Source organism: Dyella sp. (assembly GCF_035503745.1).
In the GTDB taxonomy this organism is placed as follows: domain Bacteria; phylum Pseudomonadota; class Gammaproteobacteria; order Xanthomonadales; family Rhodanobacteraceae; genus Dyella_B.
On the sequence record NZ_DATJTC010000006.1, the window covers coordinates 12432 to 32676 of the forward strand.

A 20245-nucleotide genomic window follows, 5' to 3' on the forward strand; every position below is an offset into this window, starting at 1 on the left:
GGTGAGTGCGCATCGTATCAGGAACGGTGTGCGCGCGGGTCGTTGGGGCTTTTGCGGGAAAGCGAATAGAGCGCCCAGGCCATGATGGCTACGGGAATCAATCCGCCCAGCAGCGGAAATAGCGTAGCCGGGTGACGCAGCACCATCGGTACCAGTTGCGTGGCGGTGGTGAAGGCGATGATCCATAGGCGCCACGAGCGGCGCTTGCGTGCGATCCAGAAGCTGGCGATGACGAGTATCAGCGCGAGGATGTTGAAGGCCAGGTCGAGCGGCGGCAAGGTCCACACGGAGTCGAAGGCCAAGCGCGTGCCGATGACGGAGGCGAGCACGAACATAAGGAAGTAGCTGGTGTAGAACTCCACTTTGTCCCAGGACGTGCGCGCCGGTGTGTTCATGCGATGGCCTCGGCACCTGCCATATAGGGGCGCAGCGCTTCAGGCACGCTGATCGAGCCATCGGCGTTTTGGTAGTTTTCCATCACCGCGATCAATGTGCGGCCCACGGCCAGGCCCGAACCGTTGAGCGTGTGTACCAGCTCCGGCTTGTTGGTCTCGGCGCTGCGCACGCGCGCTTGCATGCGGCGCGCCTGGAAATCTTCGTCGTTGGAGCAGCTGGAAATTTCGCGGAAGGTGTTCTGGCTCGGCAGCCACACTTCCAGGTCGTAGGTTTTGGCCGCAGCGAAGCCCATGTCGCCGGTACACAGCAACAGTTTGCGATATGGCAGGCCAAGCTTTTGCAGCACTTTTTCCGCGTGGCCGACCATTTCTTCCAACTGTGCGTACGAATCGCCGGCACGCACGATCTGCACCATTTCCACCTTTTCGAATTGGTGTTGGCGGATCATGCCGCGCACGTCGCGGCCGTAGCTGCCGGCTTCCGCACGGAAGCACGGCGTGTGCCCGGTGAGGCGCAGCGGCAAGGCGTCGGCGTTCTGGATGGTATCGCGCACCAGGTTGGTCAGCGGCACTTCGGCGGTGGGAATCAAATAGCGCCTGGTTTCGCCGACCTGGGTGGCGAACAGGTCTTCCTCGAACTTGGGCAGCTGGCCGGTACCCCGCATGGTGTCGGCATTGACCAGCAACGGCACGTTGCATTCCAGGTAGCCGTGTTCGCGCGTGTGCAGGTCGAGCATGAATTGCGCCAGCGCGCGGTGCAGCTGCGCCAGCTGGCCGCGCAGCACCGTGAAGCGCGCGCCGGAAAGCTTGGCGCCGGATTCGCCGTCCAGCCAGCCATGCCGTTCGCCAAGATCGACGTGATCCTTCACCGCGAAGTCGAACTGGCGCGGCGTGCCCCAGCGGCTGACTTCGTGATTGTCGTTTTCGTCTTTGCCGACGGGTACGGATTCATGCGGGATGTTGGGGATGCCCAGCGCGATGTCGGCCAGCCTGGCCTGCACGTCGGCGAGCGCCTGCTCGTTCGCCTTGAGCGCGTCGCCGATGCCGGCGACCTCGGCCATCAGCGGTGCGACGTCCTCGCCCTTGGCCTTGGCCTGGCCGATGGCCTTGGAGCGGGTGTTACGCAGGTTCTGCAGCTCCTGCGTGTCGGTGGACAGCTGCTTGCGTTGGCTTTCCAGCGCCTCGATGACGGCCACGTCGAGCGTGTAGCCGCGGGTTTCCTTCAGGCGCGCGGCCGTTTCGGCCAGGCGCGAACGCAGCAATGCGGGGTCCAGCATGATCAGATCCGGGTGGATGACTAAGGATCGTGGATTATGGCGGCCGGGCCGGCGCTGCCGCAACGCGGCACCGCCCTGCCCGCCGGGCTTCTCAGCGGGCGGTTTGGCGCTCCCCGCGCCCCAGCCACCACGCCATGACCACGCCCGCCAGCAGCCAGCCGATGATTTGTTCGGCCAGTGCCGCCAGGGTCAGCGCTTGGGGGAAGCGGTACCAGTTCCAGTACGGCACCAGCACACTGAGCCAGGCGAACAGGGGCGCGGCCAGGGCGATGGCCATGCGCTTGCCCAAGCCCAAGGGCGCCAGGCCCATCAGCGCCGCCAGGACCAGCGCCGCGAGCGTGTCTGACGCCCATTCGCGCATCAGCTGGCGCTTCATGTTGGTCATGTCCTCGCCCTGCGGCAAGTACACCACCCAGGCGTAGGGCGCGGTGGCGGATTTCTGTGCGTAGGCGGCACGGGCCGCCGGGTCGTTCCATTTGTCCGGGTCGAACGAAGGCAGGATGTAGACGCCCGGCTGGGTGCCGAGCCCTTCGTGCAAGCTGCTGAGCACAATGTCTTCGTGCACGGGCTGGTGTATGCCCGGGTTGCCCAACCCCAGGAACATGTGGGCCACGAAACCCCACAGGAACAGCACGATGCCGCCGAATATCGCTGCAACCAGTATGCGCATGGATCGGCCCTCCCGGCTGGATGGTAAGCGGCAATCTAGGCGCGCCCGGCTGACGCCGCAAGAGTGCGGCGCCTTCGCGGCTTATTTCTTGCGCGCCCACCTGCGCTGCTCGCGCAGCGATTGCAGCTTTTCGCGCAGTTTCAGTTCCAGCCCGCGCTCGACCGGCTGGTAGAACTCGGTGCCTTCCAGCGCATCGGGCAGGCACTGCTGGTCGAGCGCAATGCCGCCCTCGGCGTCGTGATCGTATTGATAGCCCTTGCCGTAGCCCAGGCCTTTCATCAGTTTGGTAGGCGCGTTGCGCAGGTGCATGGGCACCTCGAGCGTGCCGGTTTGACCGACCACCTCGCGCGCCTGGTTGTAGGCCATGTAGGCTGCGTTGCTCTTGGGCGCGATGGCAAGCCAGATCGCCAGCTGCGCGAGCCCAAGTTCGCCCTCGGGGCTGCCGAGGCGTTCGTAGGTATCCCACGCATCCAGCGCCATGCGCCATGCGCGCGGTTCGGCCAGGCCCACGTCTTCGACCGCCATGCGCGTCATGCGACGGGCAAGATAAAGCGGATCGCAGCCGCCATCGAGCATGCGCACCAGCCAATACACCGCCGCGTCGGGATCGGAGGAGCGCACCGATTTATGCAGCGCGGAAATTTGGTCGTAGAACTGTTCGCCGCCCTTGTCGAAGCGGCGCGTGCGATCGGCCAGCACCTGCTCCAGCGTTGCGTTGTCGATGACGTGCCCATCGGCCACTTCGGCGGCAATCTCCAGCAGCGTGAGCGCACGCCGCACGTCGCCATCGGCAGCGTGGGCGATCAAACGCAAGGCGTCCTCGTCCACATCCAGTTTCAATTCGCCCAGCCCGCGTGTTTCGTCGGTAAGCGCACGGCGCAAGGCAGCGACGATGTCGTCGGTCGATACCGCATCGAGCACGTGCACGCGGCAACGCGACAGCAATGCCGAGTTCAGCTCGAAGGAGGGATTTTCGGTGGTGGCACCGATGAAAATGATGACGCCGCGTTCGATGTGCGGCAGAAACGCATCCTGCTGCGCCTTGTTGAAGCGATGCACCTCATCGACGAACAACACCGTACGCCGGCCGCGCGCAAAATTCACCTCGGCTTCGGCCAACGCCTTGCGCACGTCCGGCAAGCCGCAAAGCACGGCGGAAATGGCGCGAAAATCCGCATCGGCGTAGCGCGCCACCAGCAACGCCAGCGTGGTCTTGCCGCATCCGGGCGGCCCCCACAACACCATCGAGTGCACGCGGCCGGCCTCCAGCGCGCGTCGCAAGGCCTTGCCTGGCGCCAGTAGCCGTTGCTGTCCGACGATGTCGTCGAGGCTTTGCGGCCGCATGCGTTCGGCCAGCGGCTTAAGCTCTTGCGAATCCGCCGCAAACAGTTCCGGGGTATGGGGTAAATCGCGTTGTTCCATCGAACGATGATAGGACATTCGCGCCCTAACCCACCGGCACCCGCCGCGCAACGGCCATCAAACACCCTGAGGGATTATTCCCTATTGCAAATTAATGATTATTGCGGCAATCGTTCATGACTTAGGCTAAGCTTAACTGGCGCCTAATTCGCGCATTAATTTATGTCAGGCTTCATGCAATTCTTAGATTATCCTTAGCGCATTTTCTTTCGCGTCAAAAAGAATATCGATTTAATCTATTTGTTATATAAGTGTCATGTGGGATCTCTACGGTGTCGGCCTTTGCAAACCCCTGCCGATACCGGAAAAAAACAATGACGCCATCGACGTACGCGCTGTTCCGCCGCTCACCGGTTTATCTCGCCCTGTGCCTTGCTTTAACCAGTGCCTTGCCGATTTACGCCCAAGACGCCAATCAAAATGCCAGCGGCCCTAATTCGACCGACAACACCGATATTGGCAATTCGGCGCAAAACGCCAAAACCCTCTCCAGCATGCAGGTCACGGCCAACTCCAGCGCAGTCAGCGCGGTGGCCCCCACGCAAGGCTCGCTGATTGCCACGCAACCGCAGTCGATCATCGGCAGCACCTACATCCAGGAAAATATTCCGCCTACCGGCGACTACACCGACGCCATCGCGATCTCGCCCAGCACTTACACCATCGCGCCCAACGGCTCGGGCTTGATGGAAACCTCGGTGGCCAGCATCCGCGGCTTCCAGGACGGCCAGTACAACGTCACCTTCGACGGCATCCCGTGGGGCGATTCGAACGACTTCACCCATCATTCCACCTCCTATTTCACCAACCAGGAAACCAGCAGCGTTACCGTCGATCGCGGCCCGGGCACGGCCGGCACGCTGGGCGATGCCACCTTCGGCGGCACGGTGTCGGTGGAATCGATCAACCCCTCCAGCACCTTCAACCTGCATCCGTACATCAGCTACGGAAGCTGGAACACGGCGATCGAAGGTGCGCGCATCGACACCGGCACCTTGAATAACAGCGGCACCAACGCGGTGGTCAACGTGCAGAACAGCACCTCCGACGGCTACCTCACCGAGGCCGGCCAGCGCCGCCAGAACGTGTTCGCCAAGGTGGTGCAACCGCTGGGCGACAACACCACGCTCACCTTCGGCGGCATGTGGAACAAGATCAACCAGTACGTGCCGCTGGGCGCCACCAAGGCGCAGATCGCCCAGTACGGCCCCAACTATGCCTTGAATGACAACCCCAACAGCCAGTCCTACTACCGCTACAACAACGACCAGATCAGCACCTACATGGGCTACGTCGGGGTGCATTCGGAGTTCGACGGCTGGACGCTCGACAACAAAGCCTACACCTACGCCTACAACCATTTCGGTTTCAACGGCCTGGACCCGAACGGCGAAACGCCCAACGGCACCTTCTGTAACGCCAAGGGCAACGACTGCCTTTATCCGGACAATGTGCCCGGCCAGCACATGCGCAACTGGTATCGCTCCTTTGGCGACATCTTCCGCTTGAGCAAGGAAATCGGCCCCGGCGAGCTGCGCACCGGTGCCTGGTTCGACCACCAGGACAACCTGCGCTGGGAGTATGAATTCGACGACACGCTGGACGTGCCCGCCCTCAATACCACCGGCGCGCCGACCAAGGGCACCGACCTGCCGATCGATCGCGTCATGACCGATTCGCTGCGCACCATCCAGCCGTTCGTGGAATACCAGTGGAACATCACCGACCAGGCCTACCTGGTGGGCGGCGTGAAGTACGAAGACTTCCTGCGAAATCTGGACGCTACGTACAACCAGAAGACCGGCACGCCGTTGGACTATTCCAAGGGTTGGAACGCCACGTTGCCTTCGGCCGCGTTCCACTACGCGTTTACCTCCGACTGGACGGCTTACGCGCAGTGGGCCAAGGGCTTTCTGGCACCGAACCTCAACCTGCTCTACGTCGCCAAGCCGTCGATTTCCGACGCCGCGCTGGAACCGGAGAAGACCACCAACGTCCAGCTCGGCACCACCTGGACCAGCAACCGACTGACCGTGTCGGGCGACGTGTACAAGATCGACTTCAACAACTTCATCCAGAGCCAGAAGATCGGCGGCAACACCGTGTTCTACAACGGCGGCGGCGTGCACTATAAGGGCGTCGAACTGGAAGGCACGTACATGGTCGGCGGCGGCTTGAGCGTTTACGCCAATGGTTCGCTCAACCGCGCCATCCAGACCCAAAGCAACACCTGGAACCCCAACACGCCGGACAAAACCGCCGCGCTTGGCCTGATCTACACCAACGGACCGGTCTACGCCTCGCTGGTGGACAAGTTTGTGGGCAAAACCTACTACACGGCCAACAACAACGACGACACGGTGATCGGCGGCTACGCGGTCACCAACTTCACCGCCAGCTACAAGTTCGATCCGCACATGGCAGGCGTAAAGGATTTCAAGATCGGCATCCAGCTCAACAACCTGTTCAACAACACCCACATCGACGCGCTGGCCGGCACTACCGTGGCCGACAGCACGCCGTTGTTCTGGACCATTCCGGCGCGCAATTTCAACTTCACCGTTTCGGCGGATCTGTTCTGATGAAATGCTCGTTGTTGCTTTCTTTGCTGCTTATCGGCCAGCCCGCACTGGCCGACGGTGGTGTCCATCCGGCCACCATTGCATTGTCGAACCTGCTGCCGCCTCCGCCGGCAGCAGGTTCGATTGCGGCCCAGCGCGATCTGCAGGCGGTGCTGGATACGCAAAAAACCCGCACCGATGCCGATGACGCGGCGGCGAAGGCGGACACGGACCGTTCCGTGTTCCGCTTCGCCGATGCCTTGGGTCTGGCCGTGCCGTCCTCGGCGCTGCCGAAGACAACCGCGTTTTTTGCGCGCACCGCCCAACTGGACAAGGCGCTGGTGAAAGATGCAAAAAACTACTGGCAGCGTCCGCGACCCGCCGCGGTTTCCGGCGACGTGCATCCGCTGGCCAAGGAGAAAGCGGACGATTGGAGCTATCCCAGCGGCCACTCGACCTTCGGTTACACCACGGCGGTGCTACTGGCCAATATGGTGCCGGAAAAGCGTGCAGCCATCTTTGCGCGGGCCGACGTGTACGCGCAGCACCGCATTGTGATGGGCGCGCACTTTCCCAGCGACGTGGAAGCCGGGCATCTTGCAGGCACGGTGATCGCTGCCGAAGTCATGCAGGATCCCAGTTGGCAGCAGGATTATCTCGCCGCGCGCGCGGAGTTGCGCAAGGCATTGGGATTACCCGCCCAGCCGCCGTTGGCGACCTCGGGCGCAAAGAAAGCGACGGCTTCATCGACACACTGAAACGCCCACGGCATGCCGTCGGCGCAGGGCATCGCCCAGATCGCCTATTCGCGCAGAAAAAACTGGCGATAGATGGCGTAGGCAAGACCTACGGCGCCGGTAAGCGCGGCAGGAATCAGCAATACGCGTTCCTGCCAATGCGCGTATCCCAGTGTACCTAGCGCGGAGCCGACGATGAAATGCCCGGCTACCAGCAGGCAGACATGGATGCGCAGCATGTCCACCTCCAATCCGCGCAAACGCTGTCCGAGGTAGATACCGAGGTCGGTGAAGATGCCCGACAGATGCGTCGTGCGCAGCGTGGCACCGCTATAGGTGCTGACCATGGCGTTCTGCAGGCCGCACGCGGTGGAGGCCAGGTACAACCCAAGATCGTTCGCCGCGTGGATCATCGGCGCGGCCATGAACAGCAGCGCCGATTCGAGTATCAACACAATGCCGTAGCGGCGACCCAGTTCAAGCGCGCCCTGCTTGACGATGAAGCCGCTGACCATCGCGCCGAGCACGAACGAAACGATCATCAACGCCCAGTGCAGATCTTCGGCAACATTGCCTTGCGCAAGCGCGATGCCAAGCTGCGTGCTGGTGCCGGTGAGGTGGGTGATCGGCTGATGCCGAAAGCACAGGTAACCGACCGCATTGATGCAGCCGGCCACCAGCGCCAGCAATCCACCACCGATCCACGCCCAACGCGGCAGCCGGCGGATCATCGCAGTGCGATCAGTTTTTCAGCGGTTGGGTGGTGATCACCGGCAGATCGCCGATCACATCGGCGCCCTTGGGCGGCGTGAAATTGAAATCCTGCGGCGGAATCGGCGGATTGCGCTGCCAATTGGAAAAGTGGATGTCAGTCAGCGAACCGAGCTGATCCTTGAACTGCATGCGCGCCAGGCCGTTGGCATCGAAACCCAGGTCCGCGTATTGGAACTGCGGATCTTTGGAGGTGGAGGTAAGCCGCAACCAGACCAGGCCGTCGCGCTCGCCCTGCTCGGTGACATTGAAGTCGCTATCCAATTGCTTCAGATCCGTCAGCACGGTAAGCGGGCTATGCGCCTCTTCGGTGTCCTGCTTGCGCACAGTGACCTGTTCCAGATCGGGGTCGTACATCCACACGCGGCTGCCGTCGGCAACGATGGTCTGCTTGTAGGGCGCCAGCGTATCCCAGCGGAACTGGCGCGGCGCCTCCAGCACCAGCGTGCCGTTGCTGGTCTGGCCGGGCTGGCCGTCGGCATTGGTGAGGGTCTGGGTGAAGTTTCCGGCGATCGCGTGCAGCCCTTGGGCGAAGGCATCCAGCCGCGTGCGGGCCGGGCCGGCGGCCTGCGCCAGATTGCACGCCAGCAGGGCGAGCGAAGCGACGAGGGCGGCGAAGCGGAAGCGTTTCATGGGTGCTGTTCCTGGTGGGCGGAATGTGCCAAGTGTGCAGCGGGGATGCTTAATGGCGGATGCGTTTTTTAAAGCCTGCCCCCTCCCGGCCTCCCCGTGCTTTGCACGGGGGCCAAAAGCGCGGCGTGCTTGAAGGTCAATGCTTGGGCGGCGGCGGTGCCAGCACTTCGCGGTTGCCGTTGTGCTGCGGAGCGCTGACCACCCCATCCTGCTCCATCTGTTCGATCAGGCGCGCGGCGCGGTTGTAGCCGATGCGCAGGTGGCGCTGCACGCCGGAGATCGATGCGCGCCGCGTCTCGGTGACGATGCGCACGGCGCGGTCGTACAACTGCGCGTCCGCGTCGCCGCCCTCTTCGCCGTCCTGGGGCAGACCCGACTCATTGATGAACTTGCCGTCGCTGGTGGCCTGCACTTCTTCCAGCACGCCTTCGATGTATTGCGGCGCGCCCTGCGCCCTGAGCCAGTTCACCACGTTATGCACCTCGTGGTCGTCCACGAAGGCGCCGTGCACGCGATCGGGGGTGGCGGTGCCGGGCGGCAGGTAGAGCATGTCGCCGTGGCCAAGCAGGGTTTCGGCACCGGACTGGTCCAAGATGGTTCGGGAGTCGATCTTGCTCGATACCTGGAACGCGATGCGGGTGGGAATGTTCGCCTTGATCAAACCGGTGATCACGTCCACCGAGGGGCGTTGCGTGGCCAGCACCAGGTGCACGCCGGCGGCACGCGCTTTTTGCGCCAGGCGCGCGATGAGCTCTTCGACCTTCTTGCCGACGATCATCATCATATCGGCGAATTCGTCGATGATCACGACGATGTACGGCAACGGCTCCAGCGGTTCGGCCGCCAGGTTCGGCATCTCCGGATTGGGCCGAAACAGCGGATCCAGCAGCGGCTGGCCGGCGTTCTCGGCGTCCCTCACCTTTTTGTTGAAGCCGGCCAGATTGCGCACGCCCACGGCCGCCATCAGCTTGTAGCGGCGTTCCATTTCAGCCACGCACCAGCGCAACGCGTTGGCGGCCTCTTTCATGTCGGTGACGACCGGCGCCAGCAGATGCGGAATGCCCTCGTAGACGGACAGTTCCAACATCTTCGGGTCGATCATGATCATGCGCACGTCTTTCGCGCTGGCCTTGTACAAAAGGCTCAGCACCATCGCGTTCACCGCCACGGACTTGCCCGAGCCGGTGGTACCGGCCACCAGCAGATGCGGCATCTTGGCCAGGTCCGCGACCATCGCGCGGCCGCCGATGTCCTTGCCCAGCGCAAGCGTCAACGGCGATTTCTGCTGGTCGTATTTGTCGGAACGCAGGATTTCCGAGAGATAGACGATCTGCTTTTTGGCGTTGGGAATTTCCAGGCCGATGACGTTTTTGCCCGGAATCACGTCGACCACGCGCACGCTGACCACCGAAAGGCCGCGCGCGATGTCCTTGTCCAGGCTCGACACCTGGCTGCCGCGCACGCCCGCGGCCGGTTCCAGTTCAAAGCGGGTGATCACCGGGCCCGGATAGACACCCACCACCTTCGCCTCGATGCGGAAATCCTTGAGCTTAAGCTCCACCTGGCGCGAGAGCACTTCCAGCGTTTCTTCCGAATACCCCGGCCCCTGCTCGGGGGCCTCGTCGAGCAGCGACAGCGGCGGCAATTCGCCCGGTTGGGCGGCACCCACGAACAACGGGATCTGTGTCTCCACGCGTGCGCGTTCGCTCTTCACGACCGGTGCCGGCGCCGCTTCAATGCGTACCGGCTCGCGCCTGGCCTGTTTGATCGCCTCGGTTTTCTTCACTACCTCGCGCTCGGCACGCGCCTGGTGCGCGGCGATCGCCTCCGGCGCTTGGCGCAGCTTGCTGCCGAACCAGCCCAACAGCTTGAGCACGCCCTGCCCGGTCAGGTCCATCACCTTGAACCAGGACAGGCCCGTGGCCAGCGTCACCGCGATCAGGAAGATCGCCAGCAGCAACAGTGGCGCACCCTTGTCGCCGAACGCACGCACCAGTCCGTGCCCCACGGCGCGGCCAAGGACGCCACCGGCGCCCTCGGGCCCCATCGTGCTGTCCGGAAAATTCAACCAGCACAGTCCGGGGGCGGTGATGAAGAAAAACACCGAGCCGATCAGGCGCAGCGAGGGCTCCCACGGCTGCACGCTGCGCGCGCCGTGGTTGCGCAGCACTTGCACGCCGAGAAACAGCAACAGCAGCGGGAAGAAATAGGCCACCCCGCCGAACAGATAGCGCAGCAGGTCGGCGATATAGGCGCCGACCGTGCCGCCGAGGTTGTGCACATGCCCGCTGGTGTCGGCATGCGACCAGCCCGGGTCGGCGACGTCGTAGCTGAACAGGCAGACCAGCAGGTACAAGGCCAGCGGCAGCAGCAGCAAGGCGCCGGCCTCGCGCAGGCGGCGCTTGAGCTCTTCGCTCAGGCCTACCTTTTCCTTTTGTTTTCTCACATTCGCGCTACGCGCCACCGGATTCGTTTTCCTTGCAGTTTTCGTGGAATCCCGGCCGCGCCGGGTTGCGCGGGGCAGTTTAACAAGGGGCGGCCTCCTGGCGAGGGTACAGGTTCAAAAGCGTGCGTAAACCCCCATATCGCCAATGATTTTGTCGCCTGCATGTTGCATTCGCCCGACACCCCCTACGTCGCCGGGGAAGCACCGGCGTTGGCGCCGGCAGGCGGTGGGCGTTCCACCGGCCGGTGCCTTGAATAGATGGTGAGACTTCCCCATTCTTGCGGGCTCGCGGATCGCTCGCCCCGCCGGGATGAAACCAACCCGGGGCCACGTGCGAATAGCGGAAAAATCATGAGCCAATTCCAAGGATTAACGCAATGACCAGCCCCAAACACAGCCGCCTGCTGATCCTCGGCTCCGGTCCCGCCGGCTACACCGCTGCCGTGTATGCCGCGCGCGCCAACCTCAAGCCGACCATGGTCACCGGCCTGCAGCAGGGCGGTCAATTGATGACCACCACGGACGTGGACAACTGGCCGGGCGACGTGAAGGGCGTGCAGGGTCCAGAGCTTATGCAGCGCATGGCCGAACACGCCGAGCGCTTCGAGACCCAGATGGTGTTCGACCACATCCACACCGCCGACCTCAAACAGCGCCCGTTCCGCCTGAAAGGCGATTCGGGCGAATACACCTGCGATGCGCTGATCATCGCCACCGGCGCCACCGCCAAGTACCTGGGCATTCCCAGCGAAGAGCAGTACAAGGGCAAGGGCGTATCGGCCTGCGCCACCTGCGATGGGTTCTTCTTCCGCGAGCAGGACGTGGTGGTCGTGGGCGGCGGCAATACGGCGGTGGAAGAAGCCCTGTACCTGTCCAACATCGGGCGCAAGGTGTACCTGGTCCACCGCCGCGACAAGCTGCGCGCCGAGAAGATCATGCAGGACAAGCTGTTTGAAAAAGCCGCCGCCGGCAAGATCGAGCTGGTGTGGAACCACACTATCGACGAAGTGCTCGGCGACGATTCCGGCGTCACCGGCGTGCGCGTGAAGGACCTCGACAGCGGCGTCACCCGCGACATCGAGGCCACCGGCTTCTTCGTGGCGATCGGCCACACGCCGAACACCGGCATCTTCGAAGGCCAGCTGGACATGCACGACGGCTACATCAAGATCCGCAGCGGCCTGGAAGGCATGGCCACGATGACCTCGGTGCCGGGCGTATTCGCCGCCGGCGACGTGGCCGATCACGTTTATCGGCAGGCCGTGACCTCCGCCGGTTTCGGCTGCATGGCCGCGCTGGATGCCGAACGCTGGCTGGAACAAGGCAAGCCGGTCGCCTGAGCACCGCATCCGCGTCGTTTCCGTGCCATCGGGAGCGACGCGGCTGATGGCATCATGCGCTTGTGATCGAAGCACGTTTCCACGACAGCATCGAGGACCTGGCAAGCGCCGATTGGGACGCGCTGTGCCCTGACGACCAGCCGTTCCTGTCGCACGCCTTCCTCGCCGGGCTCGAACGCACCGGCTGCATCCGCGCGGACTGGGGCTGGCAGGCGCACCACCTGGGGCTGTACCGCAACGGCACGCTGATCGCCGCGGCGCCGCTGTACCTGAAGGGCAATTCGCACGGCGAGTTCGTGTTCGACTGGAGCTGGGCCAGCGCCTGGGAACGCGCCGGCGGCGAGTACTACCCCAAGCTGCTCAATGCCGTGCCCTATTCCCCGGTGCCCGGAACGCGCCTGCTCGCCGGCCGCGATCCGGTTCGCGCCGCCGAGCTGAAGAAGCTGCTGGTGCAGGCCATGCAGCAGCACGCCGAGCGGCTGCAGCTTTCCTCCATCCATGCCAACTTCCTCGACCCCCAGGACCTGGCCGCGTTCGACGATGACTGGGTGGCTCGAAGCGACGTGCAGTTCCACTGGCATAATCGCGGATATGCCGATTTCGACGCGTTTCTCACCGCGTTGAACCACAAGAAGCGCAAAAACATCCGCCACGAGCGCCAGCGTGTCGCGGCGCACGGCTTGCGCATCGGCATGTTCGGCGGCACCGAACTGGATACCCGCGCCTGGCGCGACGTGCATGCCCTGTACACCGCCACTTTCGATGCCAAAGGCAATCACGCCGCGCTTACCGAAGCGTTTTTCCAGCATCTGCGCCGCGCGTTAGGCGATGCCGTGCAATTGGCCCTGGCTTACGATGGCCAGGAGATCGTTGCCATGGCCTTGTTTTTGCGCAGCGCGAACACGCTGTATGGCCGCTATTGGGGGGCGCGCGTGGATCTGCCGGACCTGCATTTCGAGCTGTGCTATTACCAGGGCATCGAGTACGCCATTGCACAGGGCCTGGAAAACTTCCAGCCCGGCGCCCAGGGCGAGCACAAGCTGGCGCGCGGCTTCATGCCGGTGCGCACGCACTCGCGCCATTACGTGTTGCACGAAGGCTTCCGCTCGGCGGTGCGACGGGCGCTTGCGCACGAGCGCGAAGGCATGGACGCTTACGCCCAAGAGTTGCTCGATCATTCGCCCTACGCCGAACGATGATTCGCCTGCCGCTGCTGAACGAACACGCCCCGGAACACTTCCCCGACCCGCGCTCGGCGCTGATCGAGCCCAACGGCCTGCTCGCCTTCGGCGGCGATCTCTCGCCGCAACGTCTGCTGGCGGCCTACGCGCGCGGCATCTTCCCCTGGTACAACGAAGGCGAGCCGATTCTTTGGTGGTCGCCCGATCCGCGCTGCGTGTTCCATACCCAGGCGCTGCGTCCCCATCGCAGCCTGCGCCGCGCGCTGGCCAATGCCGGCTGGCACGTCACCGTGAACCGGGCGTTCAGAGCAGTGGTGGAAGCCTGCGCCGCCCCGCGGCCGGGCCAGGCCGGCACCTGGATCGGCCCTTCGATGATCGATGCGTATTGCACGCTGCACGCCATGGGCCATGCGCATAGCGTGGAGGCCTGGGACGGCGAACATCTGGTCGGCGGTATCTACGGTGTGGCCATCGGGCATCTTTTTTGCGGCGAGTCGATGTTCAGCGCGTGCAGCGGCGGCTCGAAAATGGCGCTCTGCGCGCTGGCGACACTGTTGCGCGAATGGAATTTTCCCTTGCTCGACGCGCAAGTCAGCAACCGGCACCTGTTGAGTCTTGGCGCGGTTGAGATGCCGCGTCACGTATTCCTGCACGAAGTCGACACATTGCGGTCGCAGCCGTTCGAGGCGCAACGTTGGCAAAGCGTGCCCGCCATGCCTGCCGCACGCTTGTTGCAGGCGCAAGAAGTCAGGTGGTCGGATTGAGCGCCAGCGTTTTCAACGCGGCGTAGTTGTCCAGAAACAGACGCACCAGCTTCGGGTCAAGCTGCCCGCCCGCGGCATCCTTCAAGTAGGCCAGCACTTCCGGTTCCGGCCACGCCGGCTTGTAGACGCGGGCAAAACTCAAGGCGTCCCATACGTCAACCACGCTGAAAATGCGCGCCGCGAGCGGTATGTCCTCGCCCTTGAGGCCCAGCGGATAGCCGGTGCCGTCCCAGCGTTCGTGGTGGCTGAAGGGAATGGCGCTGGCGCTGCGCAAAAAACCGATTCGCTGCAGCATGTCGTGGCCGATGCGCGGATGCGTGCGCATCAGGCGCATTTCGTCTTCGTCCAATTTGCCCGGCTTGATCAGAATCGCATCGGGCAACGCCAGCTTGCCGATATCGTGCAGCAAGGCGCCAAACTTGATGTCGCGCAGCGCAGCGCCTTGCACGCCGGCAAGTCGCGCAAGCCCCGATGCCATGCGAACAACGCGCTCGGAGTGATCGCTGGTTTCCTTGTGCCGGGCATCCATGGCCTCCACCAGCACGTGCAACGCCTGTTCGTGGCCTTCGAGCAGGCGCTGGTTGGCCTCCTGCATGTGCCGCACCATGCGGCCGACCAGCCAGTAAATCAGCAGCCCCGTGCTAAACACGAAGAACCAACCCTTAAAAATCAGGTACTCGATGATGCGATGCGGATCGTGCACCAACGATCCCAGCAATTGACCGGAAAACCAGATCCATGCCGCGGAAACCAGCACGTAGATGCCTGCGGTACGTAGCTGCGGGCTTAGGTTCACAACCTGCCCTCCACCGGGCGCGTTTCTACTGCGGAAGCATTCTGCCACCGGCAGGGCGGTGCCCGATGTGCGCTTATGGGCAGATCATCGCGCATGTCATGTGAAATTTCAGGCAACTTATACGCGGTGATAACGGCCCCTATGCGTGGGTTTGCCGGCACCGTCGTGAGCGGACTTGCCAAGCGCGTCAAATTTTCGACGCAATCACTTGCCCCGCAACGCGGCCTGCAGCAGGCGCCGCTGCAGCCGATCGCCCAGTTTGGCGGCTGTCTGAAGGCCCATGCGATCGAGCGCGGCAGGCTCTTCCGCCGTGGGTTCGCCCGGACGCGCAAACGCCTTGAGCAAGCGCCAACGCCCCCTCCAGCTGGCGCCGGACACTTTCAGCCATTCGAGCGCGGGTAGCAGGCGCAATTCGACCTCGGTGAAGTCGCTACCAAAGGGAAACGCCGGCAACACGCCTTTGCGCACCAGCGGGCTCAATGCTTCGTGCAGCGCTTCCGGGCGATGCAGTCGCCAGGCGGCAGGGATCTTGAAATCCGCCGCCAGTTTGCCGTGCGATTTGGCTTCCGCGGCAAGCGCATCGATAAAGCGCGCGTCACTGATGGACAGCATGGCCTCGATGCATTCGCTATCGCTCTTGCCGCGAAGATCCGCCACGCCGTATTCGGTGATCACGATATCGCGCAGATGGCGCGGAATGGTGGTATGGCCATAGTTCCAGCGGACGTTGGTTTCCATGCCATGCTTGCCTGCACGCGTCGCGCGCAGCATCAGGGCGGAACGGCCGTCGGGCAGCTCGTGCGCCATGGCCACAAAGTTGTACTGGCCGCCGACGCCGCTTACCACGTGGCCGTCTTCCAGCCCGTCGGAGACCGCCGCGCCCATCAGCGTGGCCATCATGCAGGTGTTGAAGAAGCGGGCGCCGCGCCGCTGCAACATGGCCAAAGCCTGGTGATCGCCATAAAGCTGGTTGACGTTGGACACGCGGCACATGTCGATCGCATCCGGATCGGTGCCGGCGGTTACCTCCAGCCAGTCGTAAAGCTCGCGCGAGCCGAGAAAGAACGCGCCGCGCAAGTAATGCCCGCCTGGCACCTCGCCGCCAAGACGGCCTGCGGCGGCGGCGCGCTCCACCGCGAGATTGTCCCAGCTGCGGCGCTTGAGAATGCCGGCCTTGGCCAGGTGCATGAAGCCATCCAGCACCATTTCGCTGCAACCGTAGAGCCCGTCCTTGAACGGGGCCAGGCCACCCATGCGCGTGGCGAGCGCATGCGTGGCGCCGCGAGGATCGAGCGCCACCAGCGCCTTGCGCCAGGTGACGTTGTCCTGATGCCTAAGCAGCAAACTTTTGACCAGCGCATCGGACAGCGCGCCGATACCGATCTGCAAACAGCCGGCATCCCTGACCAGCGCGCTGGCATGAAACCCCAGTGCGTATTCGACCACATCGACCGGCAGTCGCGGCATCGCAAACAGGCGTGGAGATGACACCGGCGTCAACTCGATGTCGAAGAAATTTTCCGGTACCTGTGCATGACCGCCGATGTACGGCAGCGCCGGATGCACCACCGCCACGCACAGCGGCCGCGCTTTGCCGGCCGCCTTGACGCGCTCGAGAAATTCCAGCGTCAGGTCCGGATTGCACGACAGGCTGTAATGCACACCCGCCGGCGTTTCATGACGGGATACCAGTTGGACCAGCAAATTGATGTCCTGCACCACCAGGTCGCGCGCGACATGCGTGTAATTCTGGCTGATGTAGTTGCGCTGGGCACTGGGCGAATGGAGCAAAACACCCGACTGCATGTAGAACTCATGGACGGCCACGTTGGCCGGCAGGTTGCCGCTGGCCTGGTCGAGGGCGTATTGCAAATCGACGAAATCCTCGCCGAAATGGCGCGCCAGGAACGGCTTGAGAAAACGCGCTTCCAGGCCCGGCTTCGGTTGCGGACGCATCAACGACAAGGCGGTGTAGAGCGTCATCGATCGCCAGGTATCGGTCTGCACCAACCGGTACAACGCATTGAGCAAACCATGCGGCTTGCCCAGGCCCAACGGTGCTGCAACGCGCAGGTCCGCCCCCAGCCGCTCTACTATCAGCTGCGCACAGGCGTCAGTGTCCGTAAAACGCTGCTCTGGCAACATGGGCCGATCATGCCAGAACAGCGCGCACCTGGGCACACCCCTGCCCGCGCACGGTTCGTGGCATCACCGGCTGATAAAAATTCCATCGATATACTCACTGCATGATCACCTCACCGCCCACGCCGAACCGGCTGCTGGCCGAACAGGCGTTGAGCCGCGCTGCCGGCGCGCCCCTGCTCGGCGGCAATGCCGTGGAACTGCTGATCGATGCGCAAGCCCATTACACCGCGTGGCTTGCCGCGATCGGCAACGCGCGCCGATGCGTATTGCTGGAGAACTACATCATCCGCAACGACAAGGTCGGCCAGGCCTTTCGCGACGCGCTGGTCGAACGCGCACGCGAAGGGGTGCTAGTTGCCGTGATCGTCGACTGGATGGGGTGCCTGGGGCAGTCGGGTGCCTCGTTCTGGACGCCCCTGCGCGAAGCCGGCGGCCTGGTGCAGGTGTTCAATCCACCGCGCCTGGGCCACTCGCTGGGATGGATGAGCCGCGACCACCGCAAGCAACTGGTGATCGATGGCCAGCTGGGTTTTCTATCCGGCGTATGCATCAGCGCGAAATGGCTCGGCGACGCGGCGCGCCGGGTGGCGCCGTGGCGCGACACCGGCGTGGCCTTGCGCGGCCCGGCGGTGGCGGAACTGGAGGCGGCCTTCATCAATAGCTGGACGGCAACGGGGGCAACGCCGTTGCCGTTGCCGCCGGCACCCCAGCCGGCCGAAGCCGGCTCCATGTCACTACGGGTGATTGCCACCCAGCCGGCCACCGCCGGCATGTATCGGCTCGATCAAATGATTGCCGCCATGGCGCGGCGCAGCCTGTGGTTGACCGACGCTTATTTCGTGGGGGTCGCGCCTTACGTGCAGGCCCTTTCCGCCGCGGCGCGCGACGGCGTCGACGTGCGGCTGCTGGTGCCGGGCACCAGCGATATTCCGCTGGTCGCCGGCATGTCGCGCTCAGGTTACCGGCCGCTGCTGAAAGCCGGCATTCGCATATTCGAATGGAACGGCTCGATGCTGCATGCCAAGACCGCCGTGGCAGATGGCCAATGGGCGCGGGTGGGCTCGTCCAATCTCAATCTGGCCAGTTGGCTGAACAACCGCGAGATCGACGTGGCCATTGAGGACGCCGGTTTCGCCGCGCAGCTGGCCGCGCAATATGAGCAGGACCTGGCCAACGCCACCGAGATTGTGCTGGCCCCGCGGCGCTATCGGCGCGGGGAAAAGGTGCGCAGCAGCCAGGCGCGTCCACAGCCCCGGCACATGGGCGGCAGCTCCAGCCGGGCGGCGGCAGGCGCTTTGCGTATCGCCAACTCGATGGGCGCAGCCCTGGCCGAACGGCGCGTGCTGGGCGACACCGAAACCGGCATGCTCGCCGGCACCGCCCTGCTGCTCGCTGCGCTCGCTGTCGTCGCCATCCTGTGGCCAGCAGTGATCAGCTGGCCGGTCGGTGGACTGGCGGCATGGTCCGCACTCAACGCCGGTATCCGTGCCTGGCAGTTGCGCCAGCGCAAACAGCAGCGAATCGGCAGCATCGACGAGTCCGACTGAGCGCCTTTTGCCATAAAAAATCCATAAATCATGGGTTTACGCAAAAGCATGCAGAAACGACCTGCGCATAGCCCGGCAATGGGATGTTCTCCAAACCATTCGTGCTAGTCTCCCGCCTCCATGCACGTGCTAAACGATCCCAGCGACGGTGCCGGCGGCCAGCCCCCCCGGCACATCCTTACACCCAGCACCCTCAATCGTTTGGTGCGCGGACTGCTGGAAGACGCGTTGCCGCTGGTGTGGATCGAAGGCGAGCTTTCCAATGTCGCGCGGCCCGCGTCCGGGCATCTGTATTTCACCCTCAAGGACAGCGCGGCGCAGGTGCGCTGCGCCATGTTCAAGCCCAAGCCGCAGTGGCTGCGCTTCAAGCCGGCCGATGGCATGCACGTGTTGATCCGCGCGCGCGTGGGTTTGTACGAACCGCGCGGTGAGTTCCAGCTGGTCGCCGAACACATGGAGCCCGCGGGCGAAGGCGCGCTGCAACGCGAGTTCGAACGACTGAAAGCGCAGCTCGACGCCGAAGGCCTGTTCGCCGCCGAACGCAAGCGCGCGCTGCCGCGTTTTGCGCAGCGCATCGGCGTGATCACATCGGCCACCGGCGCGGCCATTCGCGATGTGCTGAGCGTGCTGGCACGTCGCTGGCCGATGGTGGAAGTAGACGTGCTGCCGGTGCCCGTGCAGGGGCGCGAGGCGCCGCCGGCGATCGTGTCGATGCTGCGCAAGGCCGCCCTGTCGCAACGCTACGACGTACTGCTGCTTACGCGCGGCGGCGGTTCGCTGGAAGACCTCTGGGCCTTCAACGACGAACAGGTGGCACGGGCCATCCACGCCTGCCCGGTGCCCGTGGTCAGCGCGGTCGGGCACGAGATCGACTTCAGCATCGCCGACTTCGTCGCCGACCTGCGCGCACCCACGCCGTCTGCGGCGGCGGAATTGCTGGTCCCCGATACGCTTGCCCTGCGGCGTCATCTGGATCAGCTGCAGCGGCGCCTCGTGGCACTGCAGGAACGCCGGCTGCAGGCGCACATCCAACGCATCGACCATCTGCTGGCGCGCCTGCAATCGCAGCGTCCGCAGGCGCGGCTGGCGCGCGACCGCGAACGTCTCAAGCAGCTGCATCGCCACTTGCTCGGCGCGCGGGTATCGCAATCCACGCAAGCAAAGCTGCGCCTGGAGCGCGTGCACGCACGCCTGCTGGCGCAGCATCCGCGGCAGCGGCTGGTGCTGTGGCGTCAGCAACTGGATCAGTACGTTGCGCAATTGCACCGTACGATGGAGCACAAGCTTGAACGCGATCGCCTTATGCTGCAGCAAAGCGCGCGCGCCCTGCATGCGGTAAGCCCGCTGGCAACGTTGGAACGCGGCTACGCGATCCTGTTCGACGCACAAGGCAAGGTGCTGCGCTCGGCCCAGCATGTCGCCGCCGGCACGTCGCTGCGCGCGCGGCTGGCGGACGGCGAACTGCCGTTGCAGGTGGGCGAGGACTGAGCTTCGATTCCTCACACGAATTGAACGTTTCTGCGCACGAATCGAGTATTGTTGTACAACTGGCATTCGCTT

General features: G+C 63.9%; 16 protein-coding genes. 7 read left to right on the top strand and 9 right to left on the bottom strand.

The genetic code is table 11. The features are described 5' to 3' along the window. Positions 1-17 precede the first annotated feature (17 nt). From VME63_RS01615 to VME63_RS01630, 4 genes are all read right to left on the bottom strand, one after another. Positions 18-395, bottom strand: a complete 378-nt coding sequence (locus tag VME63_RS01615; protein WP_325429576.1) for an LrgA — start codon at positions 393-395, stop codon at positions 18-20. After that, positions 392-1672, bottom strand: a complete 1281-nt coding sequence (gene serS / locus VME63_RS01620) for a serine--tRNA ligase (RefSeq protein ID WP_325429577.1) — start codon at positions 1670-1672, stop codon at positions 392-394. The genes VME63_RS01615 and serS overlap by 4 nt, the downstream gene beginning before the upstream one ends. Positions 1673-1763: 91 nt before the next feature. Then, a complete protein-coding gene (locus VME63_RS01625; RefSeq protein WP_325429579.1) occupies positions 1764-2342 on the bottom strand; it encodes a hypothetical protein in 579 nt (192 codons plus the stop codon). 81 nt (positions 2343-2423) lie between these two features. Beyond that, positions 2424-3782 carry a replication-associated recombination protein A gene (locus VME63_RS01630; protein WP_325429581.1) on the bottom strand — a complete coding sequence of 453 codons (1359 nt, stop codon included), beginning with the start codon at positions 3780-3782 and terminating at the stop codon, positions 2424-2426. A 296-nt stretch (positions 3783-4078) separates the two neighbouring features. Between VME63_RS01630 and VME63_RS01635 the strand changes: the two genes are divergently transcribed. Together VME63_RS01635 and VME63_RS01640 are read left to right on the top strand one after the other, a co-directional pair. After that, positions 4079-6346, top strand: a complete 2268-nt coding sequence (locus VME63_RS01635; protein ID WP_325429583.1) for a TonB-dependent receptor — start codon at positions 4079-4081, stop codon at positions 6344-6346. Then, positions 6346-7083 carry a phosphatase PAP2 family protein gene (locus VME63_RS01640; RefSeq protein WP_325429585.1) on the top strand — a complete coding sequence of 246 codons (738 nt, stop codon included), beginning with the start codon at positions 6346-6348 and terminating at the stop codon, positions 7081-7083. Before VME63_RS01635 ends, VME63_RS01640 begins: the two co-directional genes overlap by 1 nt. 44 nt (positions 7084-7127) lie before the next feature. Here the strand turns inward: VME63_RS01640 and VME63_RS01645 are convergent, their stop codons facing one another. The 3 genes from VME63_RS01645 to VME63_RS01655 form a co-directional block, all read right to left on the bottom strand. Next, a complete protein-coding gene (locus tag VME63_RS01645) occupies positions 7128-7793 on the bottom strand; it encodes a YoaK family protein (RefSeq protein WP_325429587.1) in 666 nt (221 codons plus the stop codon). Between the two features lie 10 nt (positions 7794-7803). Continuing rightward, positions 7804-8466 (bottom strand): outer membrane lipoprotein chaperone LolA, encoded by a 663-nt coding sequence (gene lolA, locus VME63_RS01650; protein WP_325429589.1) that lies wholly within the window; start codon positions 8464-8466, stop codon positions 7804-7806. Positions 8467-8602: 136 nt separating this feature from the next. Then, positions 8603-10930 carry a DNA translocase FtsK gene (locus VME63_RS01655; protein ID WP_325429591.1) on the bottom strand — a complete coding sequence of 776 codons (2328 nt, stop codon included), beginning with the start codon at positions 10928-10930 and terminating at the stop codon, positions 8603-8605. Positions 10931-11289: 359 nt separating this feature from the next. Between VME63_RS01655 and trxB the strand changes: the two genes are divergently transcribed. The 3 genes from trxB to aat all read left to right on the top strand — a co-directional run bounded on the left by trxB (position 11290) and on the right by aat (position 14197). Further along, positions 11290-12252 carry a thioredoxin-disulfide reductase gene (trxB, locus tag VME63_RS01660; RefSeq protein ID WP_325429593.1) on the top strand — a complete coding sequence of 321 codons (963 nt, stop codon included), beginning with the start codon at positions 11290-11292 and terminating at the stop codon, positions 12250-12252. Between the two features lie 62 nt (positions 12253-12314). Continuing rightward, positions 12315-13451 (top strand): GNAT family N-acetyltransferase, encoded by a 1137-nt coding sequence (locus tag VME63_RS01665; protein ID WP_325429595.1) that lies wholly within the window; start codon positions 12315-12317, stop codon positions 13449-13451. Next, positions 13448-14197, top strand: a complete 750-nt coding sequence (gene aat / locus VME63_RS01670) for a leucyl/phenylalanyl-tRNA--protein transferase (protein WP_325429597.1) — start codon at positions 13448-13450, stop codon at positions 14195-14197. The genes VME63_RS01665 and aat overlap by 4 nt, the downstream gene beginning before the upstream one ends. Here the strand turns inward: aat and VME63_RS01675 are convergent. Continuing rightward, positions 14181-14993 carry an HD-GYP domain-containing protein gene (locus VME63_RS01675; protein ID WP_325429599.1) on the bottom strand — a complete coding sequence of 271 codons (813 nt, stop codon included), beginning with the start codon at positions 14991-14993 and terminating at the stop codon, positions 14181-14183. The genes aat and VME63_RS01675 overlap by 17 nt on opposite strands. Before the next feature lie 204 nt (positions 14994-15197). Continuing rightward, positions 15198-17138 carry an acetyl-CoA hydrolase/transferase C-terminal domain-containing protein gene (locus tag VME63_RS01680; protein ID WP_325429601.1) on the bottom strand — a complete coding sequence of 647 codons (1941 nt, stop codon included), beginning with the start codon at positions 17136-17138 and terminating at the stop codon, positions 15198-15200. Positions 17139-17239: 101 nt separating this feature from the next. Between VME63_RS01680 and VME63_RS01685 the strand changes: the two genes are divergently transcribed. Next, positions 17240-18685 carry a phospholipase D-like domain-containing protein gene (locus VME63_RS01685; protein WP_325429603.1) on the top strand — a complete coding sequence of 482 codons (1446 nt, stop codon included), beginning with the start codon at positions 17240-17242 and terminating at the stop codon, positions 18683-18685. 120 nt (positions 18686-18805) lie between these two features. Continuing rightward, positions 18806-20173: an exodeoxyribonuclease VII large subunit gene (xseA, locus tag VME63_RS01690; protein ID WP_325429605.1), complete on the top strand. Its 1368-nt coding sequence runs from the start codon at positions 18806-18808 to the stop codon at positions 20171-20173. The last annotated feature ends 72 nt before the right edge of the window (positions 20174-20245 follow it).

Coding starts and splice junctions, on each gene's coding strand:
- VME63_RS01615 (WP_325429576.1), bottom strand. CDS start 395: ATGAACACACCGGCGCGCACGTCCTGGGACAAAGTGGAGTTCTACACC.
- serS (WP_325429577.1), bottom strand. CDS start 1,672: ATGCTGGACCCCGCATTGCTGCGTTCGCGCCTGGCCGAAACGGCCGCG.
- VME63_RS01625 (WP_325429579.1), bottom strand. CDS start 2,342: ATGCGCATACTGGTTGCAGCGATATTCGGCGGCATCGTGCTGTTCCTG.
- VME63_RS01630 (WP_325429581.1), bottom strand. CDS start 3,782: ATGTCCTATCATCGTTCGATGGAACAACGCGATTTACCCCATACCCCG.
- VME63_RS01635 (WP_325429583.1), top strand. CDS start 4,079: ATGACGCCATCGACGTACGCGCTGTTCCGCCGCTCACCGGTTTATCTC.
- VME63_RS01640 (WP_325429585.1), top strand. CDS start 6,346: ATGAAATGCTCGTTGTTGCTTTCTTTGCTGCTTATCGGCCAGCCCGCA.
- VME63_RS01645 (WP_325429587.1), bottom strand. CDS start 7,793: ATGATCCGCCGGCTGCCGCGTTGGGCGTGGATCGGTGGTGGATTGCTG.
- lolA (WP_325429589.1), bottom strand. CDS start 8,466: ATGAAACGCTTCCGCTTCGCCGCCCTCGTCGCTTCGCTCGCCCTGCTG.
- trxB (WP_325429593.1), top strand. CDS start 11,290: ATGACCAGCCCCAAACACAGCCGCCTGCTGATCCTCGGCTCCGGTCCC.
- aat (WP_325429597.1), top strand. CDS start 13,448: ATGATTCGCCTGCCGCTGCTGAACGAACACGCCCCGGAACACTTCCCC.
- VME63_RS01680 (WP_325429601.1), bottom strand. CDS start 17,138: ATGTTGCCAGAGCAGCGTTTTACGGACACTGACGCCTGTGCGCAGCTG.
- VME63_RS01685 (WP_325429603.1), top strand. CDS start 17,240: ATGATCACCTCACCGCCCACGCCGAACCGGCTGCTGGCCGAACAGGCG.
- xseA (WP_325429605.1), top strand. CDS start 18,806: ATGCACGTGCTAAACGATCCCAGCGACGGTGCCGGCGGCCAGCCCCCC.